We start from the raw sequence: 21037 nt of genomic DNA on the forward strand, positions 1-21037 counted from the left end.
AGAAAAAATCAAAACCGGGCGAGGTCGCCGTAAATCCGTTCGATGCGCAGCCAGGCATCGGTGGCCTGGGCGGTGGCCGCGAGGTATTGGGTGCGCGCCGCGATCAGGGTGCGCTGGGCGTCGAGCACGTCGAGGAAGCTGAACTTGCCCATCTCGAAGCCGCGGGTGGCGCTGTCCACCGCGCCTTGGGCGGCGGGCAGGATCTGCTGGTTGAATGCGCGGACTTCGCTGTTCGCGGCTTGCCACAGGTCCAGGGCCTGGCGGGTTTCGGTACGCAGGCGCAATTCGGCAGCGTTGCGCAGGTCGCGGGCCTGATCGGCACGGCGCGTGGCGGCGAGCACGTTGCCCTGGTTGCGGTTGAACAACGGAATCGGCATCGACACGCCGACCAGGTTTACCCGCTCGCGCACACTGGCGTCGTACTGGCTGCCGATGGACACATCCAGGTCGGGAACGCGCTGGGCTTTTTCCAGGCCCACGCTGGCTTCGTTCTGCACGATCTGCAGTTCGGCCAGGCGCAGTTCGGCGGTCTGTTCAAGGCGCGCCAACAGGTGCGTGGCGGACGGCAACGGCGGTGTGGAGTGGCTTGGCGTGGCGACGGCCTGGAAGTCGGTCGCCGCGCTGCCGGTACTGGCGGCCAGGCGACGATAGGCGTCGGTGAGGCCCATTTGCGCGCGGTTGAGTTCGAGGCGGATCTCCGACAACTGCACCTGGGCGCGCGTGGCTTCCACCGGTGAGGATTTGCCGGCAGTCACGCGGCCGTTGGCGACCACCAGGCCGCGCTCGGCCAACGCCAGGGAGCGTTGCGCCAGATCGAGACGTTCCTGGGCGCGCAGGGCGCTGTAATAGCCCTCGATCACCTCGGCGCGCAACGTATTGCGGCGCTGTTCCAAGGCCAGTGCGGCGGCGTCCTGGGCACGCGTCGCCACGTCAATGCGAGCACCGCGCTTGCCACCCAGTTCCAGGGTTTGGCTGAGCTTGAGGGTGGTGGTGCGCGTATCGCGACGTGTGTCTTCGGCATCCCAGGACGCCACCGGATTGGGGATCAACCCGGCCTGCTGGCGACCGCCCTCGGCGATCTCGATGTCCCATTGCGCAGCCGCCAGGTCAGGGTTGTTGGCGAAGGCAGTCTGCAGGGCGGCGTCGAGGGTGAGGGTTTGTGCCTGGGCAATGCAGGCGGCGCCCCACAACAGCGTCGCCCCCAGCAGCTTTCTAACGGAAATTGCCATAACGAGAGTTCCACGCCCATAAAGTAAAAGCCGGGAGAATGTAGCGGGCGCGACTTATCAGGGCGGTGGAGCAAAGATTACAAATCCGACAGCAATGGCTCTGGGGCGGGCGTTATCAGGTATGCTTTTGAGGCAGGAAACAAAAAGAAACAATTTCCCCAACCTGTTCGATAAGGAGTCCCGCCTTGGCGTTATCGAATGCCGCGTGGATGGTTCACGACACCCGTCTCATGCTCTGCGTACTGCTGGCCATCGCCAGCATCATCGTGCTGATCAGCGCGACCAAGTTGCCGCCGTTCCTGTCGATCCTGATCGGCACCTTTATCGCCGGGGTCGGCGCCGGGCTGCCAGCAGAAGAAGTGGCCAAGGCCTTCAGCAAGGGCGCCGGGGCGATCCTCGGTGAGGCCGGGATCATCATTGCGCTAGGCTCGATGCTGGGTGCGCTGATGGCGGAATCCGGCGCGGCCGACCGCATCGCCACCACCCTGCTCGGGCTGGGCAAGGGCAAGTCGTTGCCATGGGTGATGGCGCTGGTGGCGATGGTGATCGGCCTGCCGCTGTTCTTCGAAGTGGGCCTGGTGATGATGGTGCCGATCATCTTTGTGATGGCCAAACGTTCGAACCAGCCGCTGTTGAAAATCGCCATCCCGGCGCTGGCGGGCATGACCACCTTGCACGCCTTGATGCCACCGCACCCGGGGCCGCTGATTGCGGTGGGCGCGTTGCACGCCGACCTGGGCCTGACCATGTTGCTGGGCTTTTGCCTGGCGGTGCCGGCGGTGATCCTCGCCGGGCCACTCTATGGCAACTGGCTGTCCAGGCGCCTGCAGGTGGATGAGCCGGCCGACATCGGCGCACTGTTCAGCGCCCCGCCCAAGGCCCCGCGCCAGCCGAGCTTTGGCGTGTCATTGCTGATCATTCTGTTGCCGGTGATTCTGATGCTCGGCAGCACCCTGGCCAAAGTCGCGCTGCCAGCGGAAAGCAGCGTGGGCCTGACCCTGAAATTCCTCGGCGAACCGCTGATCGCCCTGGGCCTGGCAGTGATCGCCGCCGTGATCTGCCTGGGCTGGGCCGCCGGGATGCCGCGCGCTGAGGTCGGCAACACCCTGCGCAAGGCCCTCGCGCCCATCGCCGTGTTGCTGCTGACCATCGGCGCCGGCGGCGGCCTCAAGCAAACCCTGCTCGACGCCGGCGTCAGCCAGACCATCAGCAAAGTCGCCGAAGGCGCGCACATGCCGTACCTGCTGCTGGCCTGGTTGATCGCCGTGGCGCTGCGCCAGGCCACCGGCTCGGCCACGGTCGCCACCACCACGACCGCCGGCATCCTCGCACCGATGATGGCCGGGTTGGCGGCGACACAAAGCTCACTGGTGGCACTGGCGATCGGCGCCGGCTCGGTGTTCTTCTGCCACGTCAACGATGCGGGGTTCTGGATGGTGCGCGAGTACTTTGGCTTGCAGCTGAAACAGACGATTTGGGTGTGGTCGGTGTTGCAGACGATTGTTTCGGTGGTCGGGTTGGTCGGTACGCTGGTGCTGTGGCACTTCTTGACCTGACCTTCAGGCCGCCAAGGTGTGGCGCTTGCCAAACAGCGCCACACACACCACCCCCACCGCGCCCATTACCACGCAATACCCCACGCAAATCCACGGGCTGGTCGGCATCAGCGCGATCAGCATCAGCGGCGTGGTACTCGCCCACAGTGCGTAAGCGATGTTGTAGGTGAAGGAAATACCCGACACCCGCACCTGCGCCGGAAACAGGCCGACCATCACCGATGGCACCGCACCCACCACCCCGCAACTCAAGCCCGCCACCGCATACGCCGCGCCAAGCCAGATGCCGCCGCTGATCAGGCTGGCGTACAGCAGGAAAATACCCACCGGCAGCAACAGGCTGTAGACCAGCACCGCGCGCCAGGCACCGATGCGGTCCACCAGCAGGCCGGCGAGGACGCAGCCGATATTCAGGAAGACGATGCCCAGGGCGCTCAAGGCAAAGGTGTGGCTGGGGCTCATGCCGAAGGTTTTCTGCATCATGGTCGGGGTGATGACCACCAGCACCACCACGGCGGAGGTGAGCACGCAGGTGAGGATCATCGCCGGCAACAGTACGGCGCGATGGTCACGCAGTACGGTGCGCAGCGGCAGCTCGGCAGCGGCCTGGCGGCGGGCCTGCATTTCGAGGAAGACCGGGGTTTCGCTGAGCCAGCGCCGCAGCCACACGCCGATCACGCCGAACACACCGCCAAGCAGGAAGGGGAAGCGCCAGGCATAGTCGAGGATTTCGGTCGGGGTGAAGACCTGTGCCAGCAGCGTGGCAGTCAGCGCACCGAGCAGGTAGCCGAAGGTCAGGCCGGCTTGCAGGAAGCCCAGGGCATAACCACGATGGTTGCGCGGTGCGTGTTCGGCGACGAAGGTCCAGGCGCTGGGCACTTCACCGCCCACCGCCGCACCTTGCAGCACGCGCAGCAGCAGCAGGATCAGCGGTGCGAAATAACCGATCTGTGCGTAGGTGGGCATGATCCCGATCAGCAGGCACGGCAACGCCATCATCAGGATGCTCAGGCTGAACACACGCTTGCGCCCCAGGTGATCGGCGAAGTGCGCCATCAGGATGCCGCCCAGCGGACGCGCCAGGTAACCGGTGACGAAGATGCCGAAGCTTTGCAGCAGGCGCAGCCACTCGGGCATTTCCGGCGGGAAGAACAGTTGGCTGAGGGTCAGCGCAAAGAACACGAAGATAATGAAGTCGTAGATTTCCAAGGCGCCGCCCAGGGCGGCCAGGCCCAGGGTTTTGTAGTCGGAGCGGGAAAAACGCTGCGCCTGTGACACAGAGGTGGCAGTCATGTTGAGGCTCGGCAGACAAACAAAATGGCGTGCAGGTTATGAGCTGAGCCGGTTGATGGCAATCGCGGCAGATATATTTGTTTTCCTCATGGATCGATGAAGATAACTGCATTCCCATATCAATGGCCGTGGAGGAACATGCCGAAAAATTGCCGACACCATAATAAATACAAGAGGAAAGACTCGTGGCCGATGCTATCGAAGAAAGCCGCTATGCCCGCTTTGCCCTGCGCTGCTCGACCTTTGCCGAGCGCTGGTTCCCCGACTCCTGGGTGTTCGCCGCCCTCGCCGTGATTATCGTCGCCGTGGCGACCCTGGGCATGGGCGCTGCGCCGACCGAAGCCGCCAAGGCCTTTGGCGACGGGTTCTGGAGCCTGATCCCGTTCACCATGCAGATGGCCTTCGTGGTGATCGGTGGCTACGTGGTCGCCAGCTCGCCACCGGCGGTCAAGCTGATCGACCGCCTGGCGCGTATCCCGAAGAACGGCCGCTCCGCCGTGGCGTGGGTCGCGTTGATCTCTATGGTGGCCTCATTACTCAACTGGGGCCTGTCTCTGGTGTTCGGTGGCTTGCTGGTGCGTGCGCTGGCCCGCCGTACGGATTTGCGCATGGACTACCGTGCTGCGGGTGCGGCGGCCTATCTTGGGTTGGGCGCGGTGTGGGCGCTGGGGCTGTCGTCGTCAGCCGCACAATTGCAGGCCAACCCGGCCAGCTTGCCGCCGTCGATCCTGTCGATCACCGGGGTGATCCCGTTTACCGACACCATCTTCCTGTGGCAATCCGGTGTGCTGTTGCTGGCACTGATCGTGGTGTCGCTGATCATCGCCTACGCCACCGCGCCCGGCCCCAACAGCGCCCGTGACGCCAAGGCCTGTGGCGTCGACCCGGCCTTCAACCTGCCCAAGCTGCAACCACCGGGCCGCCCCGGCGAATGGTTGGAACACAGCCCGTTGCTGACCATTCTGCTGGCATTGCTGGCGGCGGGCTGGTTGTTCCATGAGTTCTCGACCAAGCCGGCGATCAGCGCGATTTCGGGGCTGAACACCTACAACTTCCTGTTCATCATGGTCGGCGCCCTGCTGCACTGGCGCCCGCGCAGCTTCCTCGATGCGGTGGCCCGTGCAGTGCCGACCACCACCGGCGTGTTGATCCAGTTCCCGCTGTACGGCTCGATTGCGGCGCTGATGACCGTGGTCAAGGGCGGCGACGGCCAGACCCTGGCGCACCATATCTCGACCTTCTTCACGTCCATCGCCTCCCACGACACGTATGCACTGCTGATGGGCGTGTACTCGGCGGTGCTGGGCTTCTTTATTCCGTCAGGCGGCGGCAAGTGGATCATCGAAGCGCCTTATGTGATGCAAGTGGCCAATGACCTGCAATACCACCTGGGCTGGGCGGTGCAGATCTACAACGCGGCCGAGGCGCTGCCGAACCTGATCAACCCGTTCTACATGCTGCCGTTGCTGGGAGTGCTGGGGTTGAAGGCGCGGGATTTGATCGGGTTTTCGTTTGTGCAGTTGCTGGTGCACACACCGTTGGTGCTGTTCCTGCTGTGGGCGCTGGGGACGACATTGAAGTATCTGCCGCCCGTCATGCCGTAGGATCAGTTGCAAGCCTCAAGCCTCAAGCCTCAAGCTTGAAGCTTGAAGCTTGAGGCTCATAGCTTGCAGCTGTCTTCGTTCCGTCACATTGCATTGCTACCGTCCTGCGAAATATCTTGCAACATCTCGCCAGCAAGGACTCCCCGCAATGAGTGATGATCACGAAGACCGCCCTTCCCCCGATGCCATGGCCCAACCGCCGGTAGACACCGGCCGTCGGCGCTTCCTGGGGGGTGCGGCGGTGTTGGGGGTTGGCGCGACCTTGAGTGCCTGCGGCAATAGCGGTGAGGCGCCGGGCAAGCCGGTGGTGCGGCCGCTCACGCCCCAGGAGCTGGACAAGGCATTGCACGACCAGGTGAAGACCGTGGTGGTGATCTATGCCGAGAACCGCAGCTTCAACAATCTGTTTGCGGACTTCCCAGGCGTTGAGAAACCCCTGTCGGGGCTTTCCGCCGCCGACACGCAACAGCGCGACCGCGACGGCAGCCTGTTGACCACCCTGCCCCCGGCCTGGGGCGGTGTGCTGCAAGTGGGCCCGCAAAGCGTGGACGGGGTGACTTACCCCAGCGAAGTGCAATTCCAGGAAAACCTGCCCAACGCCCCGTTCGCCCTCAAGGGCCCGAACGCCGAAGACCTGCCGTTGAGCCTGGTCACCCGCGACTTGTGGCACGTGTTCTACCAGAACCAGATGCAGATCAACGGCGGCAAGAACGACGGGTTCGTCGCCTGGGCCGACGCTGGCGGCCTGGTCATGGGCCATTACGCCCAGAGCCGTTATTCCCTGCGCCTGTGGGATGTCGCCAAGGAGTTTGTGCTCTGCGATAACTTCTTCCAGGGCGCGTTTGGTGGCTCGTTCCTCAACCATCAATACCTGATCAGCGCCACCGCGCCGTTCTACCCGAATGCCGCGCAGTCGGTGGCCAAGGCGCAGATCGCCACGCTGCAAAGCGATGACCCCACCGACCCGCGTCTCAAACCGCTGGATAAATCTCCGGCGAGCGCCATGACCGGCCCGCCGCAATTCGGCCCCAGCGCGCTGACCCCGGACGGTTACGGCGTGAACACCCTGGCACCGCCGTATTGGCCGACCTGGATTCGTGACCCGGAAAACCCGGACTACGCAAAAGCCGACCTGCCCAACGTGCTGGTGCCGCAGACCCATGAGCACATCGGCGACAAGCTGTCGAAAAAGAACGTCGACTGGGCCTGGTACGCCGGGGCGTGGCAAGCGACGCTGGATCAATTCAAGGATTCGGGCGGCATTCCGAAGATCCCCAACTTCCAGTACCACCACCAGCCGTTCAACTATTTCAAGCAGCAGGGCCCCGAGAATCGTGCCGAGCGTGACAAGCGCCTGCGCGACGGCGGTTTGGGCGATGAGGCGAGCACCAATAAGTTCTTCGCCGATGCCCAGGCCGGCAAGCTACCGGCGGTGAGTTTTTACAAGCCTCAGGGCAACCTGAATATGCACGCCGGTTACGCCGACGTGGCGTCGGGCGACCGCCACATCGTCCGCGCCTTGAAGGTGCTGCAGGAAAGCCCGCAGTGGAAAAACATGGTGGTGGTGGTGACCGTCGATGAAAACGGCGGCTGGTGGGACCACGTCGCCCCGCCCAAAGGCGACCGCTGGGGCCCAGGCACACGGGTTCCGGCGCTGGTGGTCTCGCCCTTCGCGCGCAAAGGCACCGTGGACCATACGGTGTACGACACCGCGTCGATCCTGCGCTTGATTACGCGGGTCTTCCAGCTGGAGACCCTGGACGGGCTCAAGCAACGCGATGACGCCATGATTGCCCGGGGCCAGAAACCCATGGGGGATTTGAGCAACGCGTTGCAGTTCAGCGTGTAGGACGCTTATCCAATAGCGACATGCCTGGCGATTTAGCACGCGGTTTTCCTAGCCAACCGCTACTGTGAGGAGGTGGGCTTTCACCCCGCGCAGACGGGCTTTCGCTGACAAGGAATCAAGTATGTTCAAACCGACCAGGTTGTCCTTCACCCTGGCCGCACTGATGGCCAGTGCGGTCGTACACGCCGACATCGAAGTACCGCTGGGCAGCACTCAACGGGTGACCCAGTTGTTCGCCTACCCCAATAACTGCAATGTGATCTGCTTTCGGCCATGGACGCTGGAGCAGACCGCCGAGCACTACCTGAACCAAAGCCTGCAGCGCGATGGCTACAGCCGAGCCAAGGTCAGCGTCAAAAACCATGAAGGGCAGCTCGCCGCGACCTTCAGCGGTGTACCCGACAGTTACGGCCAGCCCCTGACCGCGCTGCTCAATACCGCTGACCTGGCCTACCAGGGCGCGAGCAGACTCAACAGCGACGGCAAGTGGGCGTACAACTGGTACCTGTTCCTGCCACTGGGCATGGCCCTGGAAAACCGCAAGAGCATCGAGTTGCTGCATTTCCCGCCGGATTATTCGCTGACCCAGGCCCAGGATTACCTGGAGTCGGCCACCACCGACCGCTGGGCCAGCCTGCTCACCGATAACGGTGTGCCGGCCACCGAAACCCCGGCCTACCAGACCATCATCGATATCGCCCCCATTGCCGCACCTTCCAATGCGGGCAAGGATCTGGAGAACGTCTACGGCTACTTCACCGACTACCAGACCCGCATGGTCAGCGAACTGAGCCTGCACCCCAACGGCTCGCTGCCAATGGTCGCGTTCGGCGCGCCGGTGCGCAGTTGGATCAAGCAGCAATACGGGCAAACCGTGGGTGTGCTGGGCCTGGCGCAGATCAGCCCTGCCGCGGGCAGGACCGTCTCGGTGCTGGGCGCCAACCACCCCAGCTACATCTGGTACGCGGCCAGCCCGGACACCTATGACGGTAACGAGCAGAAAGCCGACGAAGCCGGCTTGAAAGTGATGGGCCAGGACTTGAGCGCCGCCTGCTGGCAGGCCGGAATGGGCCAGAAACCGGCGAGCGATCCGAATGTGCTGCTCAAGGCCTGCATGAACACCTGGCAGGTCACGCGCAAAGAACAGACCTGCGAATTGTTCTACACCTCGGTGCGCAACCTGACCCCGGAACAGGCGAACGCCAAATGCGCCACGCCTTCGATCAAGACGCAGCTCAAGCAGCTGAAGAACGCAGCACCCGCCCCCAGCATCACGGCGCCTGCGCTGTAGACAGCAAAAAAATCCGATTTCTACTGTCAAAGTTGACAGTAGAAATCGGCTCCACGTTCAGCGAGTCTTGAGCCGGGCCCATCCGCTGCAAGACTGGTAGTCAGCCACCACCCGCAGGTCGATGCAGCCTAACCAAGGAGAGTTATGAAAACTCAAGCCATGGACCAGGCTAAAACCGTTGTGGGTGATGGTTTGTACCCGTTCAAGACACTGCTCGTTGAACAGGGCTACCCTTCGGCCAAGCACTTTAAGGTTGAGCGCGACGGCGGCGGCGTCAGGGCTCGCGTGGATTTTGACGGCCGCGTGCGCATTGCCCGGGTGTCCGGTTACGCCGTGAACGAGCGACGCCCACGTACGCTGCAGTTGTCCGCCCGCATCCACCTGTATGACAGCTGGTTCTGCGGCCTGCTGCGACACTCCTGCAACCCGAATGTGTTTTTCGACACCACTTACCTGGAACTCTGGACCGTACAGCCCATCCCCGCCGGCGCCCCGCTGACCCTGGACTACGCCAGTACCGAGGACACCTTGTTCCGACAGTTCGCCTGCCAATGCGGCGAGCTGAACTGCCGGGGCTGGATCACCGGCAGCACAGAGTGTTTGAACGCCGAGGGCCAGGCGTTCATGACCCATTGGCGCGAACGCAAACGGCCTTAGGCTTCGCCCAGCGGACGCAGGCGATACTGCGGCGGCAGTTGCTCGAAGCCACTGATGGTGGTGTTCAAGCTCTTCCAACGGCCGTCCTTGATGCCGTAGATACAGCCGTGGATCGACAGGCTCTGCCCACGGTGCCAGGCATTTTGCACAATGCTGGTGTGGCCGACGTTGGCCACCTGCTGGATCACGTTCAGCTCGCACATGCGGTCCACACGCTCCTCTTCGGTCGGCAGTTGGGCCAGCACGTCACGGTTTTCGTAGTAGAGGTCGCGGATGGTGCGCAGCCAGCCGTCGATCAGGCCGAACTGGCGGTCCTGCATCGAGGCGCGCACGCCGCCGCAGCCATAGTGGCCGGTGACGAGGATATGTTTGACCTTGAGCACATCGACCGCGTACTGGATCACTGACAGGCAATTGAGGTCGGTGTGCAGCACCACGTTGGCCACGTTGCGGTGTACGAACAGATCACCGGGCAGCATGCCGACGATCTCGTTGGCCGGTACCCGCGCATCGGAACAACCGATCCACAGGTATTCGGGGGTCTGCTGGCGGGCGAGCTTGGCGAAGAATTCGGGATCTTCCTGTTTGATCGCATCCGCCCAGCGTTCGTTGTTATCAAGCAGGTCTTGTAGTTCGTTCATCAGGGAAAGCCTCAGGAATGATGCGCAGCTTTGACAGACGACCGCCCGTCCGGGTCACGCCGATGATAAAGATAGCCGGCGGCCAATTACTTGAATCTTGGGGGGCCATGCCTGTCCACACACTATAAGCCCCACAGTATGAGGATTGGCCATGACTGAATCACGACGTCCCTACGGCGCTACACAGCCCGAACCGATTGACGACAACGAAGATCGCATGGGCTCGATGCGCGAGCTGGATTTTGACGAAGACGAGCCGACGGCGGAGATCGGTGATGAAATACCTCGTCGCGAGCGCGGGCACCTGATCCCCGAAGAACGGGTGCGCGAGGCCGGAATGACCGGGGCTTCAACGCCTGATCATGAGTCGACCGATGATGATATGAGCCCGGAAACCCTGATCCATGAAGACGGTGCGCGGGATGCTCGGGAGGCGGGCGAAGACAACCCGGCGGATTTTGACCTGAGCATTGTCGATGAAGATGACATTGGCGGCGGCAATGGCCTGGATGAAGCGGAACTGGCTGATCTGGACCCGGTGGACGGAAACCGCTGACACTGCGCAAATCCAAATGTGGGAGGGGCGACCTGCCCCCTGCCACATTGGCTTGTGTGTTTAATCGACCAGGGTACAGGCCATCACGACTGCATCCTCACGCCCCCCCACGGCTGGGTAATAGTCCCGGCGACGCCCGATCTCGTTGAAGCCATAGCGCTCATACAGGCGGAACGCGCCGGTATTGCTGTCGCGCACTTCCAGGAAGCATTCCCGCGCGTTGGCGGCATAGGCGCGGGACATCAGGTGTTCCAGCAGTGCCAGGCCCAGGCCACGGCCCTGGTTTTCCGGCTTGACGGTGATGTTCAGCAAATGCGCTTCATCGAGGATGATCTGCACCACGCCGTGGCCCACCTGCTGCTCGCCTTCGAACATCAGCCAGATCTGGTACTTGCCCAGCCCGTCGAGAAAGATCCCGCGGGTCCAGGGATGGCTGAATGCCGCGTATTCGATTTTCAGCACGGCGTCGAGGTCGGCCTCGGTCATCGGGCGGAAGGATAAAGCCTCACTCATCGGTTGTTTTCCAGCGCGCCATCAGCCGGCGCATGGCTTGCCAGACATCAGCCTTACGCTGTGGCTCTTCCATTAATAATTCCAGGCCCGGCAGGGCCCATACAGAACCCAGGCCCTCGACCTGCAGTTCGCGGTACCAGGCTTCGGCGTTCGCTTCACCGGCAAACCGTACGGCGGGCAGGCCGATCAGCCACAGGCACACGCAGGGTTCGTCCTCCAGGCGTGCCGAGACGAAGCCTTGCACGAAATCCCGCGCCGCTTCCGGGCCCTGGTCCATGGTGCCGCGCACCAGCAGCGGCCAACGGACCGGGTCGCCGACGATTTGCGGGCTGTCGGGCAGGCCGGCGGCGCGCAGCATGTCCTTGAGCAGCATGTAGGCGGGGTCGCGGGTCTGGAAGCGCTCGCCGGTGGGTAACTCCACCAATAGCAGGCAACGCCCGGCCCGCAATAACTGCAGGGCAAAACGTGGCGGCGCCACCACGGGGGCCTTGGCAACCGGCGCAGCCGCTTCGGCCACCACGGGCTTGACCATTGGCCCCGGGCGCGGCACCTCGACCTTGGCGCGTTCAACCGCAGGGCGAGCTTCCAGTACGGGTTTGACCACGGCCACCGGTGCAGCCGCCTCCTCCCCCGAAACCTCGAACGCCTCATAGGGCTCAAGCGCCTCTAACAGCTCGGGCCGCGACGGGGCGGCGAACGGCAGTTCGGTGCGGGGCAGCCAGTTGACCACCTGCATGGCGGTCAAGTAAGCGCGACGTCGGGACTCGATAAGCACAGCTCGGCCACTTGTGGATAAGTAAAGAGCGGGGATTCTACCGCTGTTCGGTAACAATCGCCCACTGTGCACTGACCGGCTGTGGATAAATCCCGCGCCTGATGCAGTACAATCGCGACTTTTAATCGCCAACCAGCCGGCCATTCCCATGATCGAACCCAAGCGCGTCCTGCGCGCCCTCGCCGAACACTGGGCCTTACTTGAGCCACTGTGCGAACACTTCGACCAAGGCACCCTGAGCCTCGGCGAGCTGCGCGCACAACTGGCCGCCCAACAACTGGACAGCACGCCCCAGGACATCACCAGCCTGCTGGACGTGTGGATTCGCCTGGACATCCTGGTGCCTGTCGCCAAGAGCCCGAACCGTTTCGAGCTCAACGCGCAGATCCACGACTTCCTGGCTTATCTTCGCAAGGAGCACCGGCTTGGCCTGTGCCTGGAAATCGAAGCCTACCTGCGCCATCTGGAGCGCCTGGCCGGTTATATCCAGGATGCCTTCGACATTCGTGATGGCCACGACCTGGCCCGCCAACTGCGCCTGCTGGACATGCGCGTACGCGACGTACTGAAAAAACTCGCCAACGACGAACAGGCCCTCGCGGCCGTGGCCGACCGTGCCAAGACCAGCGACCGGCAGATCCCGCTGCGCCAGCGTTACGCCGAAGTCCTGGCGACCTGGGACGAGTACGTCGAACCAATGATCCAGCTGGTGAACGCCGACGGTGCCTTCGAACAAGGCGTGCGCAAGGTGGAAAACGTGCTGCTGCGCATGCTCACCGAGCAACAGCGCCTCGGCCACCTGGTGGACGACGACATGCTGCTGCGCACCCACGCGCGCATCCTCGAAATGCAGACCAGCGCCCAGTTGACCTTGCGCCATGCCCGCGAACTGCTGTTGCCGCTGCGCGAAGAAGCGCGTCGGCACAACGCCGTGACCCGCGGTGCGGCGCTGGCGCTGTCGGCCATCCGCCGTAAGGGCCTGGACGCGGTGCCGCAGGCGGCGATGCCGATGTTTACCCGACCGCAAAGCACCTTCCTCGGCAGTGCCAGCCAGGTCGAGGCCTATGTGTATGCCCTGGCGAACTTCGAGCCGAAACCGGCCCGGTTCCCCAAGGCGCACAAGTCCCACAAGGGCGAAGCCCAGCGCGCGCCGCGGACGGTCAAGGAAATGCTCGAGCGCTGTGAAGACGCACTGCCGATGCCGGACCTGATGACCTGGCTGCTGGAACAGGAACCGGACGGTGCCACCGACGAATTGCTGTACTGGTTCTCGCGGCTCTCGCGGGAGAAACGCTTCAAGCGCGAGCGCCTGGAACGCCGCGATTACCACACACACGAGCACCAGGTCAGCCTGCGCTCATTCGCCCTGCTCCCGGCCGGCACCGACGCCGCCGAGCATTCTGCGAGTACACCTCATGCATCTTGATCTATCCGAACTGTCCCAGCTGGCGCCGATCTTTCGCGAGCTGTTCAAGGGTTACCACGTCAGCCGCCGCGACCCCGAGCTGTACGCGCAACTGTCGAACTTCCAGGACCAGTACCGCACGCTGTTCAAGGCCCTGGGCTTTGAGCTGGTGTGCGATACCCGTGGCTTCTACTACTTCGTGCCGGACTCCGCGATTGCCAGTGCGCAGGTCAACAAGACCGCCCAGCGCCTGGCGCTGTTCACCTTCATCATTGTTGAGCACCTGGCCGACCAGGGCCGCGACCCGATCGCCGTGCTCGACGGTGGCAGCCTCGGCCGCGATGAACTGCCGTCCCTGCTGGAAAAATACCGCGACCTGTTTATCCAGGCCGAAGTGCAGACCCAGGAAGAACTCGAAGAAAAAATCATGCGCCGCATGACCCAGCTGGGTTTTGCCAGCGAAGACAACGGCATCTACCGCTTCCTGCCACCGATGCACCGCTTCCTCGACGTGTGCCTGTCGGTGCAGCAAGACCGTGACCTCGCGGCCAGCGTGCACAGCGTGTTGCCGCTGCCGGCACCGGTGATCATCGACGAAGACAGCGATGAGAAGCTGCTGAAGACCGATGACCCGCTGGACTTGAGTGACTTCGCGGAAGAAAGCGAAGAAGACGCCCTGGCCCGCGCCATTGCCGAAGAACAGGAGACCGACGCATGAGTAAGGAACGCTACGGCATCCGCCGCTTCGCCCTATTGAACACCGCCGGCTACAGCTTGGGCTTGTTCCCGCTGGAAGAGCCGCTGTCAGTGTATGGCGCCAACAACCTGGGTAAATCCGCGTCGATCAACGCCTTGCAGTTCCCGATCCTGGCGCGCATGTCGGACATGAGTTTCGGCAAGTACACCCTGGAGCAATCGCGGCGCTTCTACTTCGCCACCGACACCAGCTACATCCTGGTGGAGGTGTCCCTGCCCCATGGCCCCCACGTAATCGGCGTGGTCGGGCGTGGCCCGGGCGGCGGTTTCGGGCACCAGTTCTTTGCCTACGCCGGCAAGCTGGACCTGGCCCACTATCAGAAAAACGACACCTGCCTGCGTCAGAAAGAGCTGTTCACCAACCTTGAGCGCGAAGGCCTGAAAGCCTACGAACTCAAGCCTGACGAACTGCGCCGTTTGCTGGTGGGTGGTCATACGTCGATCCCGCTGGACCTGACCCTGATCCCACTGCGCTCCACCAGTGAGCAAAGCCTGAAAACCTTCCGCGCGTTGTTTATCAACCTGCTGCACATGCGCGAAATCACCGCAGCCAAGCTCAAGCAGCTGTTCCTGGATGCGTTCGAGCATAGCCTGCGTTCGGGTAGTGTGGATTACATCGCAGCGTGCGAAGAAGCCTTCCGCGACGTACGACGTATGGAGCAGGACTACAATTCCCTGGTCGCAGCCGGCCCGCTGGTGGAAGCCCTGGCCAATGGCGTTCGCCAGCGCGACGTCCTGCGCGGCAAGCTGCATCGCCTGTCTCCGCTGCTGGACTCGCTGCTCGGCACTTGGTCAGACTATGCCAGTGCGCGCAAGGAAGAGCTGACCATCCAGGCCGAGCACTACCGCAACGAGCAGGACGCACTGCAGAACGACCAGCGCGGCGGCACCCAGGAGCTGATGCGCCTGGAGCGGGAAATCAGCGGCATCCAGCGCTGGCTGGGCGAGTTGTCGGTGCTCAAGCATCGCTTTGCTCTGGTGGATGACGTCAAGGTGCTGGAGCAGCAACTGCTGGCGGCCAAGGACGCCCACGATGAACTGGCAGGCGCCCTGGCGCAGTCGCGGCAGTTCAGCGCCGAGGATCTGGACGAGCGTCTGCGCGACCTGGAAAAACGCTTGAAGTCGGTCAAGCAGCAGCTTGATCACGCCGACAACAACAGCTATGCCAAGCTGCGCGAAGAGTTTTCGCAGCAGGACGTCGAGCGCCTGATGCGCTTGTTCAACAGCTCGTTGTTCAGCCTGCCATTGGGTGAACACGGCATCACCCTGGACGAGGACGGCCAGTGGGTCAAATCCCTGGAGCAGATCCTCGATGGCTTCAAGGGCGAGCGTTTTGAAGTGCCGGGGCTGTCCATCGACATCTCCCACATCGAACCACCGGCGCTGCAGGCCCTGGCGGATCGCGCGGCGTTGCGCGACCAAAAGGAACGCCTGGAGAAAGAACTCAAGCAGCTGAAAACCCAGCAAGCCGTGGCCTCCGACCGCGCGGCGAGCAAGACCCAGACCGAAGCGCTGTACCAGCAGGTGCTGGACGCGCAAAAGGCGCTGGAAGACTTCCGTCGCGCACAAACCCTGAGTGCCGAAGAAGGCGAAAAACTGGAGAACCTGGCACAGATGGAAGCAGCCCAGGATGAGTTGAAACGCTCCAGCGATGCGTTTACCGAACGCGTGCAGCAACTGTCCGCCAAGCTGCAACTGGTGGGCCGCCAGATCGGCGATATGGAAGCCAAGCAACGTACGCTGGATGACGCCTTGCGCCGCCGGCAGCTGTTGCCGGCCGACTTGCCGTTCGGCACACCGTTCATAGACCCGGTCGATGACTCCATGGATAACCTGCTGCCGCTGCTCAATGACTATCAGGACAGCTGGCAAGGCCTACTGCGTGCCGATGGCCAGATAGAGGCGTTGTACGCTCAGGTGCGCCTCAAGGGCGTGGCCAAGTTCGACAGCGAGGATGATGTAGAGCGTCGTCTGCAATTGTTGATCAACGCTTATGCGCACCGCACCGATGAGGCGCTGACACTGGGCAAGGCGCGCCGCGCGGCGGTCACCGATATCGCCCGGACCCTGCGCAATATCCGCAGCGACTACGACAGCCTGGAACACCAGCTGGCGCTGTTCAACCGCGAGATCAACAAGCGTCAGGTGTCCAACCTGCAGAGCTTTCGCATCGTACTCGCGCCGAACAAGGAAGCCCTCAAGCATATCGATCAGATCATCCACAGTGCTGGCCAGTACGAAGAAGGCGAAACCCTGTCGGTGTTCGACCTCAGCCAAAGTGCCGAGCAGGACAACAAGAACGAAGAGGCCAAGGAATACCTGGCCCGCCTGGTGGCCGCCAACCATAACCAGTTGGGGCTCAAGGACCTGTTCGAGCTGGCCTTCGAAATCACCAAGGTGCACGGCCAGCCGGTGATCCACACCGACATCGATGGCGCGGCGTCCAACGGCACCACCATGACCATCAAGGCGCTGACCAACATGTACCTGTTGCTGCACTTGATGGACCGTGACCAGGCCGGGCGTGTGCGCTTGCCGTACTACCTCGACGAAGCAGCGGATATCGATGAGAAGAACCAGGCGGCGTTGCTGGAAACCAGTTTGCAGCTGGGCTTTGTGCCGATCCTCGCCAGTGTGAAGCCGCAGGTGTCTGCCCAGGTGGCAATCGACCTGGAAGGCGGCAGCGGGCCGAACGGGATCTACATCGACGAGGCGGACTGGAAGTACATCCGGCGCCATGATGTGGTGAAGGCGACAGTGAATGTGCAGGCGGATGAGCCGGAGCTGGATGAGGTCTGACGTTTTGCGCTGAAATGCAAAAAGGCCGTGATCCATTGGATCGCGGCCTTTTTTTGGGCTGTGGATTTTGCAGTGTTTTTGACGGCCCTATCGGGGGCAAGCCCCCTCCCACATTTGATTTGTGAACACATTCAAGATGTGGGAGGGGGCTTGCTCCCGATAGCAGCGCCTCGGTCTATTTGCCGAGTGGGATTTTCGGTGCCCAGGTCAGCCATTCTTCTTCAAATTTGTCGAACAGCGGGAAGGTTTGCTGAGGCCGCGCGGCGTTGCCCATGCGGTCGCCGTCTGGCGTGGCAAAGGCGATACCGCCGGCCACCAGCGTCTCCAGGGATTCGGTGCGCACCGTCGCCCCCTTGAACAGGCCAAAGTCGAGGCCAAAGCCGCTGGTGTTCCAGAAGCGGCTGCCACTGCGTACCAGCGGCGCGTACTTGGGCTCGATGAGGATGTGGATCAGCACCCGATCGGCGGTCTGGCCCAACTCGTAGCCGGTCACTTTGCCCACGGTGACTTCACGGTAGGTCACCGGCACACCTTCCTTCAACGAGCCACGGCGTGCGGCGCTGAGTGTCAGGCTCAGGCCGGCCTCCTGGCGGACAGCTTCAGGGGGTTGGGCCAGTGCGACGAAGCTCTTCTGCGGACCGGCGTTTTTCGCAGCCGGCTGCACCTCGATGTATTGCCCGGTGACCAGGGTTTCCAGGTTGGAGGTTTTCATCAGGCCCAGCTCTGGCTTGACCACCCAGAACTGGCTGCCGACGCGCGCGATGCGATCCGCTACTTGGGTAATGCGTGCGCTGAGCAGCACCGATTGCATATCGGCACTGAGGTCTACGCTCTCGATTTTGCCCACATCCAGGCCTTTGAAACGTACCGGTGTGCCTGGACGCATACCGTCAGCACGGTCGACCTTGATGGTCACTAGGGTGCCATGCTGATTGGCCGCCTCACGGTCGGCAAACAAACGGAAACGTGGAATGCGCTTTTTCAGCGGTACGTTCGGCTGCGGCGTTTCGAAGGCAATTCCGCCGGCCATCAGGCTGGCCAGGGACTCACTCTTCACCTGGATACCACCGGTAAGGCCGCCGGTCAGGGTCACGCCGCTGGCATTCCAGAAACGTGTCGAACCGTTAACCAGGTTTTCGTATTCCTTCTCGATATGAACGCCGATCACCAACTGCTTGTTCTTGCGCGAGAACTGGTAGCTCTGCACCGAGCCGACCTTGACCTGTTTGTAGAGGATCGGGCTGCCGACATCCAGGGAGCCGAGGTTGTCGGTGAACAGCACCATGTGCAGGCCCGGGGAACGCAGGTCCAGCGGCGGCGCCTTGGCGCGGGCGACGAATTCGCGTTGCGGGGCGCTGCCTTTGTCGCCAGGACGAATGGCGATGTAATTACCCTTGACCAGAGCTTCCAGGCCGGTAATGCCGGCCAACGAGATGGAAGGTTTGACCACCCAGAACTGGGTGTCCTGAACCAGGTAGTCTTCGGCCAATGGGTCGAGGGTCAGCTCGGCGTTGGCGCTGGACAGGTCCGGGTCGATCTTCAAGGTTTTCAGGCTGCCCACCTGAATGCCTTTGTACATCACCGGTGTACGCCCGGCCTGCAGGCCTTCGAAGTCCGTGAGCTTGACCTTGGCCTTGATACCGGCAGCGGCTGCGTCGAAGTCTTCGTACAGGCGGAACGGCAGGCTCGGATCGGTCGGCGGGCTGTCCTTACGATTCTCCGGCGTGGCGAAGGCAATGCCGCCGGCGACGATGCTGGAGAGGGATTCACTTCGCACCTTCACGCCGGAGAGATTGGCATCGATGCTGATGCCGCTGGCGTTCCAGAAGCGGGTGTGTTTGCGCACAAGGTTGGCGTAGGTCGGCTCGATGTAGACCTTGATCTCGACGGTGCTCTGGTCCTCGGAGAGCAAGTAGCTTTTGACCTGGCCGACCTGTATCTGCTTATAGAACACCGGGCTGCCACGGTTGAGCGAGCCGAGGCGGTCGGCCTTGATGGTCAGGTGCAGGCCAGGTTTGGCGTCGGACAAAGGCGGCTCTTCGGAGAGCGCCTTGAATTTGCGTGTGGGCTCACCGTCACCTGGGCTGGCGGCGATGTAGTTACCCGAGACCAGGGTTTCCAGGCCGGTGATACCGGCAAGGCTGACACTGGGCTTGACCAGCCAGAAACGCGTGTTGGTCTTGAGGTATTGCTCGACATCCTTGTTCATCTCGATGGTGGCAATCACCCCGCGATTATTGCCCTCGTCGTCAAGGGCAAGGGTCTTGACCTTACCCACGGACATGCCTTTGTAGACCACTTCGGTTTTGTTGGCCTGGATGCCTTCGCCGCTTTCAAAGCGCACCTGGATCTCAATACCCTGCTGGGAATAGGCACGCCACCCCAGCCAACCGCCGATGATCAAGGCAATCAGGGGAAGAACCCAAATGGCTGACCAGTTGGAGGCCGGGCGGGTTTTAGCTTTAGGCAAATCACTCATGGTCGTCGTCCGACTCCGTGTTATCCCAAATCAGTCGGGGATCAAAAGTTACTGCGGCAAGCATCGTAAGGATCACCACACTGGCGAACGCTGCGGCGCCAAGGTTGGCCTCGACGCTGGCAAGCCGTCCGAAGTTTACGACCGCCACCAGGATGGCGATCACGAAGATATCCAGCATGGACCAGCGGCCAATGAATTCGATAAAGCGGTACATGATAATGCGCTGCTGCGCTGAAAGCGGTTGGTGACGTTGAACCGAGAACAGTAACAGGCCAATGCCCACCAGCTTGAACGTCGGCACCAGGATGCTGGCGATGAACACCACAGCCGCAATCGGGAACATGCCGTGCTGCACCAACTGGATCACACCGGCCATGATGGTGCTGGGCTCGCCCTGGCCGAGGGAATTGACGGTCATGATCGGCAACAGATTGGCGGGGATATACAGAATGGCCGCCGTGATCAGCAAGGCCCAGGTACGGGTGAGGCTGTTGGGGCGACGGGCATGGATCAGCGCACCGCATCGCGTGCAGGTTTGCTCATCGGTGTCAGGCTCTTGTTTGTTCAGCTCGTGGCATTCAGTACAAATCAGAATGCCCGCATCAATCGCCCGCATGATCATCCTCTCCTGACAGTGCTTGCCAGATCTGGTGCGGCGACATCACCACCTCAAGCAGAACTTGAACCATTAATAGGCTGACAAAGCAGACCAGACCCAGGCCGATGGTGATTGAGGCCATGTCAGCGAGTTTCACGATCGCCACCAGTACGCCCATCAAGTAGACCTCCAACATTCCCCAATCTTTCATATGGTGGTAAATGCGGTACAGCAGCAGGCCGTAACTACGGCCGATCTTCCAACGAATACTGAGCAGCACCACCAGCTGGCAAAGCAGCTTGAGCAGCGGAATACCCATGCTACATAGGAACACCACGGCGGCGACGCCTTGCATCCCGGTATCGAATAGACCGACTACGCCACTCCACACGGTGTCTTCTGAGGACTGTCCAAGTAGATTGAGCTGCATGATGGGCAGAAAGTTCGCCGGGACGTACAGCAACAGCGCGGCGAGAACCAGGGCGAGGCTGCGCTCAACGACATTATGGCGGTGAGCGTAGAGTTCATAACCGCAACGCGGGCATTGGGCTTTTTCACTGAGGGCAAGCACGGGTTTGCGCATCAGCAAGTCGCACTCATGGCATGCCACCAAGTTGTCCAGTGGTAAATCCGACACCTCAAGGGCATCAACCGGATCCGGCATAGATAGGGCTCTGACTCTAAAAAAGGTTAGGTGCCTATTCTAGTGGTCTGGTTCAGAAATAACTGTGCAAATTTGTCGTGCATCTTTCCGCACTTTTCGACCGCCCAAAACAAAACCCCATCTGCTTTCGCAAATGGGGTTTCGGAATTTAATCTTGACGATGACCTACTCTCACATGGGGAAACCCCACACTACCATCGGCGATGCATCGTTTCACTGCTGAGTTCGGGATGGGATCAGGTGGTTCCAATGCTCTATGGTCGTCAAGAAATTCGGGTACTGAGTCGTGGCCGGTTGGCCTCGCTTCAGCAAATTGGGTATGTGACAGCTGTCGGTGTTTTGTGAAATCTCGAACTTTCGGTTCATTGCGTC

17 protein-coding genes and 1 rRNA gene are annotated in these 21037 nt (G+C 61.9%); 9 read left to right on the forward strand and 9 right to left on the reverse strand.

The window, feature by feature from the left end; all coding sequences use genetic code 11:
• Positions 1-8: 8 nt before the first annotated feature.
• A complete protein-coding gene (locus AC07OT_RS06840; protein ID WP_495107747.1) occupies positions 9-1229 on the reverse strand; it encodes a TolC family protein in 1221 nt (406 codons plus the stop codon).
• 185 nt (positions 1230-1414) lie between these two features.
• On the opposite strand from AC07OT_RS06840, the gene AC07OT_RS06845 reads away from it, so the two are divergent.
• Entirely contained in the window at positions 1415-2785 is a 1371-nt protein-coding gene (locus AC07OT_RS06845) for a GntT/GntP/DsdX family permease (protein ID WP_495107748.1), read from the forward strand.
• A 3-nt stretch (positions 2786-2788) separates the two neighbouring features.
• On the opposite strand, the gene AC07OT_RS06850 is transcribed toward AC07OT_RS06845, so the two are convergent.
• Positions 2789-4078, reverse strand: a complete 1290-nt coding sequence (locus AC07OT_RS06850) for an MFS transporter (protein ID WP_495107749.1) — start codon at positions 4076-4078, stop codon at positions 2789-2791.
• 185 nt (positions 4079-4263) lie between these two features.
• Here AC07OT_RS06850 and AC07OT_RS06855 point away from each other — a divergent pair, with 185 nt between their 5' ends.
• The 4 genes from AC07OT_RS06855 (at position 4264) to AC07OT_RS06870 (ending at position 9479) form a co-directional block, all read left to right on the forward strand.
• A complete protein-coding gene (locus AC07OT_RS06855) occupies positions 4264-5682 on the forward strand; it encodes a short-chain fatty acid transporter (protein WP_495107750.1) in 1419 nt (472 codons plus the stop codon).
• Between the two features lie 148 nt (positions 5683-5830).
• Positions 5831-7531 carry an acid phosphatase gene (locus AC07OT_RS06860; protein ID WP_495107751.1) on the forward strand — a complete coding sequence of 567 codons (1701 nt, stop codon included), beginning with the start codon at positions 5831-5833 and terminating at the stop codon, positions 7529-7531.
• Between the two features lie 121 nt (positions 7532-7652).
• A complete protein-coding gene (locus tag AC07OT_RS06865) occupies positions 7653-8822 on the forward strand; it encodes a hypothetical protein (RefSeq protein WP_027606951.1) in 1170 nt (389 codons plus the stop codon).
• 144 nt (positions 8823-8966) lie between these two features.
• Positions 8967-9479 carry an SET domain-containing protein-lysine N-methyltransferase gene (locus AC07OT_RS06870; protein ID WP_027606952.1) on the forward strand — a complete coding sequence of 171 codons (513 nt, stop codon included), beginning with the start codon at positions 8967-8969 and terminating at the stop codon, positions 9477-9479.
• Here AC07OT_RS06870 and can read toward each other — a convergent pair.
• A complete protein-coding gene (gene can / locus AC07OT_RS06875) occupies positions 9476-10120 on the reverse strand; it encodes a carbonate dehydratase (protein ID WP_003188288.1) in 645 nt (214 codons plus the stop codon). The two genes, AC07OT_RS06870 and can, sit on opposite strands and share 4 nt — an antisense overlap.
• A 151-nt stretch (positions 10121-10271) precedes the next feature.
• Here can and AC07OT_RS06880 point away from each other — a divergent pair, with 151 nt between their 5' ends.
• Positions 10272-10676 (forward strand): serine kinase/phosphatase, encoded by a 405-nt coding sequence (locus tag AC07OT_RS06880; protein ID WP_495107752.1) that lies wholly within the window; start codon positions 10272-10274, stop codon positions 10674-10676.
• A 60-nt stretch (positions 10677-10736) separates the two neighbouring features.
• Here the strand turns inward: AC07OT_RS06880 and rimI are convergent, their stop codons facing one another.
• Positions 10737-11189, reverse strand: a complete 453-nt coding sequence (gene rimI / locus AC07OT_RS06885) for a ribosomal protein S18-alanine N-acetyltransferase (protein WP_003188286.1) — start codon at positions 11187-11189, stop codon at positions 10737-10739.
• Positions 11182-11925: an energy transducer TonB gene (locus tag AC07OT_RS06890; protein WP_495107770.1), complete on the reverse strand. Its 744-nt coding sequence runs from the start codon at positions 11923-11925 to the stop codon at positions 11182-11184. The genes rimI and AC07OT_RS06890 overlap by 8 nt, the downstream gene beginning before the upstream one ends.
• Positions 11926-12112: 187 nt before the next feature.
• Between AC07OT_RS06890 and mksB the strand changes: the two genes are divergently transcribed.
• From mksB to mksF, 3 genes are read left to right on the forward strand one after another with little or no spacing between them, the layout of a single operon-like run.
• A complete protein-coding gene (gene mksB / locus AC07OT_RS06895) occupies positions 12113-13390 on the forward strand; it encodes an Mks condensin complex protein MksB (RefSeq protein WP_027606955.1) in 1278 nt (425 codons plus the stop codon).
• Positions 13380-14087, forward strand: a complete 708-nt coding sequence (gene mksE, locus AC07OT_RS06900) for an Mks condensin complex protein MksE (protein WP_027606956.1) — start codon at positions 13380-13382, stop codon at positions 14085-14087. The genes mksB and mksE overlap by 11 nt, the downstream gene beginning before the upstream one ends.
• Entirely contained in the window at positions 14084-16924 is a 2841-nt protein-coding gene (gene mksF, locus AC07OT_RS06905) for an Mks condensin complex protein MksF (protein ID WP_495107753.1), read from the forward strand. Before mksE ends, mksF begins: the two co-directional genes overlap by 4 nt.
• Before the next feature lie 175 nt (positions 16925-17099).
• Here the strand turns inward: mksF and AC07OT_RS06910 are convergent, their stop codons facing one another.
• The 4 genes from AC07OT_RS06910 to rrf all read right to left on the reverse strand — a co-directional run bounded on the left by AC07OT_RS06910 (position 17100) and on the right by rrf (position 20933).
• The gene (locus AC07OT_RS06910) at positions 17100-19403 is read right to left on the reverse strand and encodes a PqiB family protein (protein ID WP_495107754.1); all 2304 of its coding nucleotides are present in this window, start codon (positions 19401-19403) and stop codon (positions 17100-17102) included.
• A complete protein-coding gene (locus tag AC07OT_RS06915; RefSeq protein WP_027606959.1) occupies positions 19396-20019 on the reverse strand; it encodes a paraquat-inducible protein A in 624 nt (207 codons plus the stop codon). Before AC07OT_RS06915 ends, AC07OT_RS06910 begins: the two co-directional genes overlap by 8 nt.
• Positions 20006-20665 carry a paraquat-inducible protein A gene (locus AC07OT_RS06920; protein WP_495107755.1) on the reverse strand — a complete coding sequence of 220 codons (660 nt, stop codon included), beginning with the start codon at positions 20663-20665 and terminating at the stop codon, positions 20006-20008. Before AC07OT_RS06920 ends, AC07OT_RS06915 begins: the two co-directional genes overlap by 14 nt.
• A 152-nt stretch (positions 20666-20817) precedes the next feature.
• A 5S ribosomal RNA gene (gene rrf, locus AC07OT_RS06925) occupies positions 20818-20933 on the reverse strand.
• Positions 20934-21037 lie beyond the last annotated feature (104 nt).

The organism is Pseudomonas sp. GW821-FHT09C10, assembly GCF_059418085.1.

Excerpts from the sequence above, each read along its gene's own strand:
- can (WP_003188288.1), bottom strand. The coding sequence starts at position 10,120 with ATGAACGAACTACAAGACCTGCTTGATAACAACGAACGCTGGGCGGAT.
- mksB (WP_027606955.1), top strand. The coding sequence starts at position 12,113 with ATGATCGAACCCAAGCGCGTCCTGCGCGCCCTCGCCGAACACTGGGCC.
- AC07OT_RS06880 (WP_495107752.1), top strand. The coding sequence starts at position 10,272 with ATGACTGAATCACGACGTCCCTACGGCGCTACACAGCCCGAACCGATT.
- AC07OT_RS06850 (WP_495107749.1), bottom strand. The coding sequence starts at position 4,078 with ATGACTGCCACCTCTGTGTCACAGGCGCAGCGTTTTTCCCGCTCCGAC.
- AC07OT_RS06840 (WP_495107747.1), bottom strand. The coding sequence starts at position 1,229 with ATGGCAATTTCCGTTAGAAAGCTGCTGGGGGCGACGCTGTTGTGGGGC.
- AC07OT_RS06865 (WP_027606951.1), top strand. The coding sequence starts at position 7,653 with ATGTTCAAACCGACCAGGTTGTCCTTCACCCTGGCCGCACTGATGGCC.
- mksF (WP_495107753.1), top strand. The coding sequence starts at position 14,084 with ATGAGTAAGGAACGCTACGGCATCCGCCGCTTCGCCCTATTGAACACC.
- AC07OT_RS06910 (WP_495107754.1), bottom strand. The coding sequence starts at position 19,403 with ATGAGTGATTTGCCTAAAGCTAAAACCCGCCCGGCCTCCAACTGGTCA.
- AC07OT_RS06860 (WP_495107751.1), top strand. The coding sequence starts at position 5,831 with ATGAGTGATGATCACGAAGACCGCCCTTCCCCCGATGCCATGGCCCAA.
- AC07OT_RS06870 (WP_027606952.1), top strand. The coding sequence starts at position 8,967 with ATGAAAACTCAAGCCATGGACCAGGCTAAAACCGTTGTGGGTGATGGT.
- mksE (WP_027606956.1), top strand. The coding sequence starts at position 13,380 with ATGCATCTTGATCTATCCGAACTGTCCCAGCTGGCGCCGATCTTTCGC.
- AC07OT_RS06920 (WP_495107755.1), bottom strand. The coding sequence starts at position 20,665 with ATGCCGGATCCGGTTGATGCCCTTGAGGTGTCGGATTTACCACTGGAC.
- rimI (WP_003188286.1), bottom strand. The coding sequence starts at position 11,189 with ATGAGTGAGGCTTTATCCTTCCGCCCGATGACCGAGGCCGACCTCGAC.
- AC07OT_RS06915 (WP_027606959.1), bottom strand. The coding sequence starts at position 20,019 with ATGCGGGCGATTGATGCGGGCATTCTGATTTGTACTGAATGCCACGAG.
- AC07OT_RS06890 (WP_495107770.1), bottom strand. The coding sequence starts at position 11,925 with ATGCAGGTGGTCAACTGGCTGCCCCGCACCGAACTGCCGTTCGCCGCC.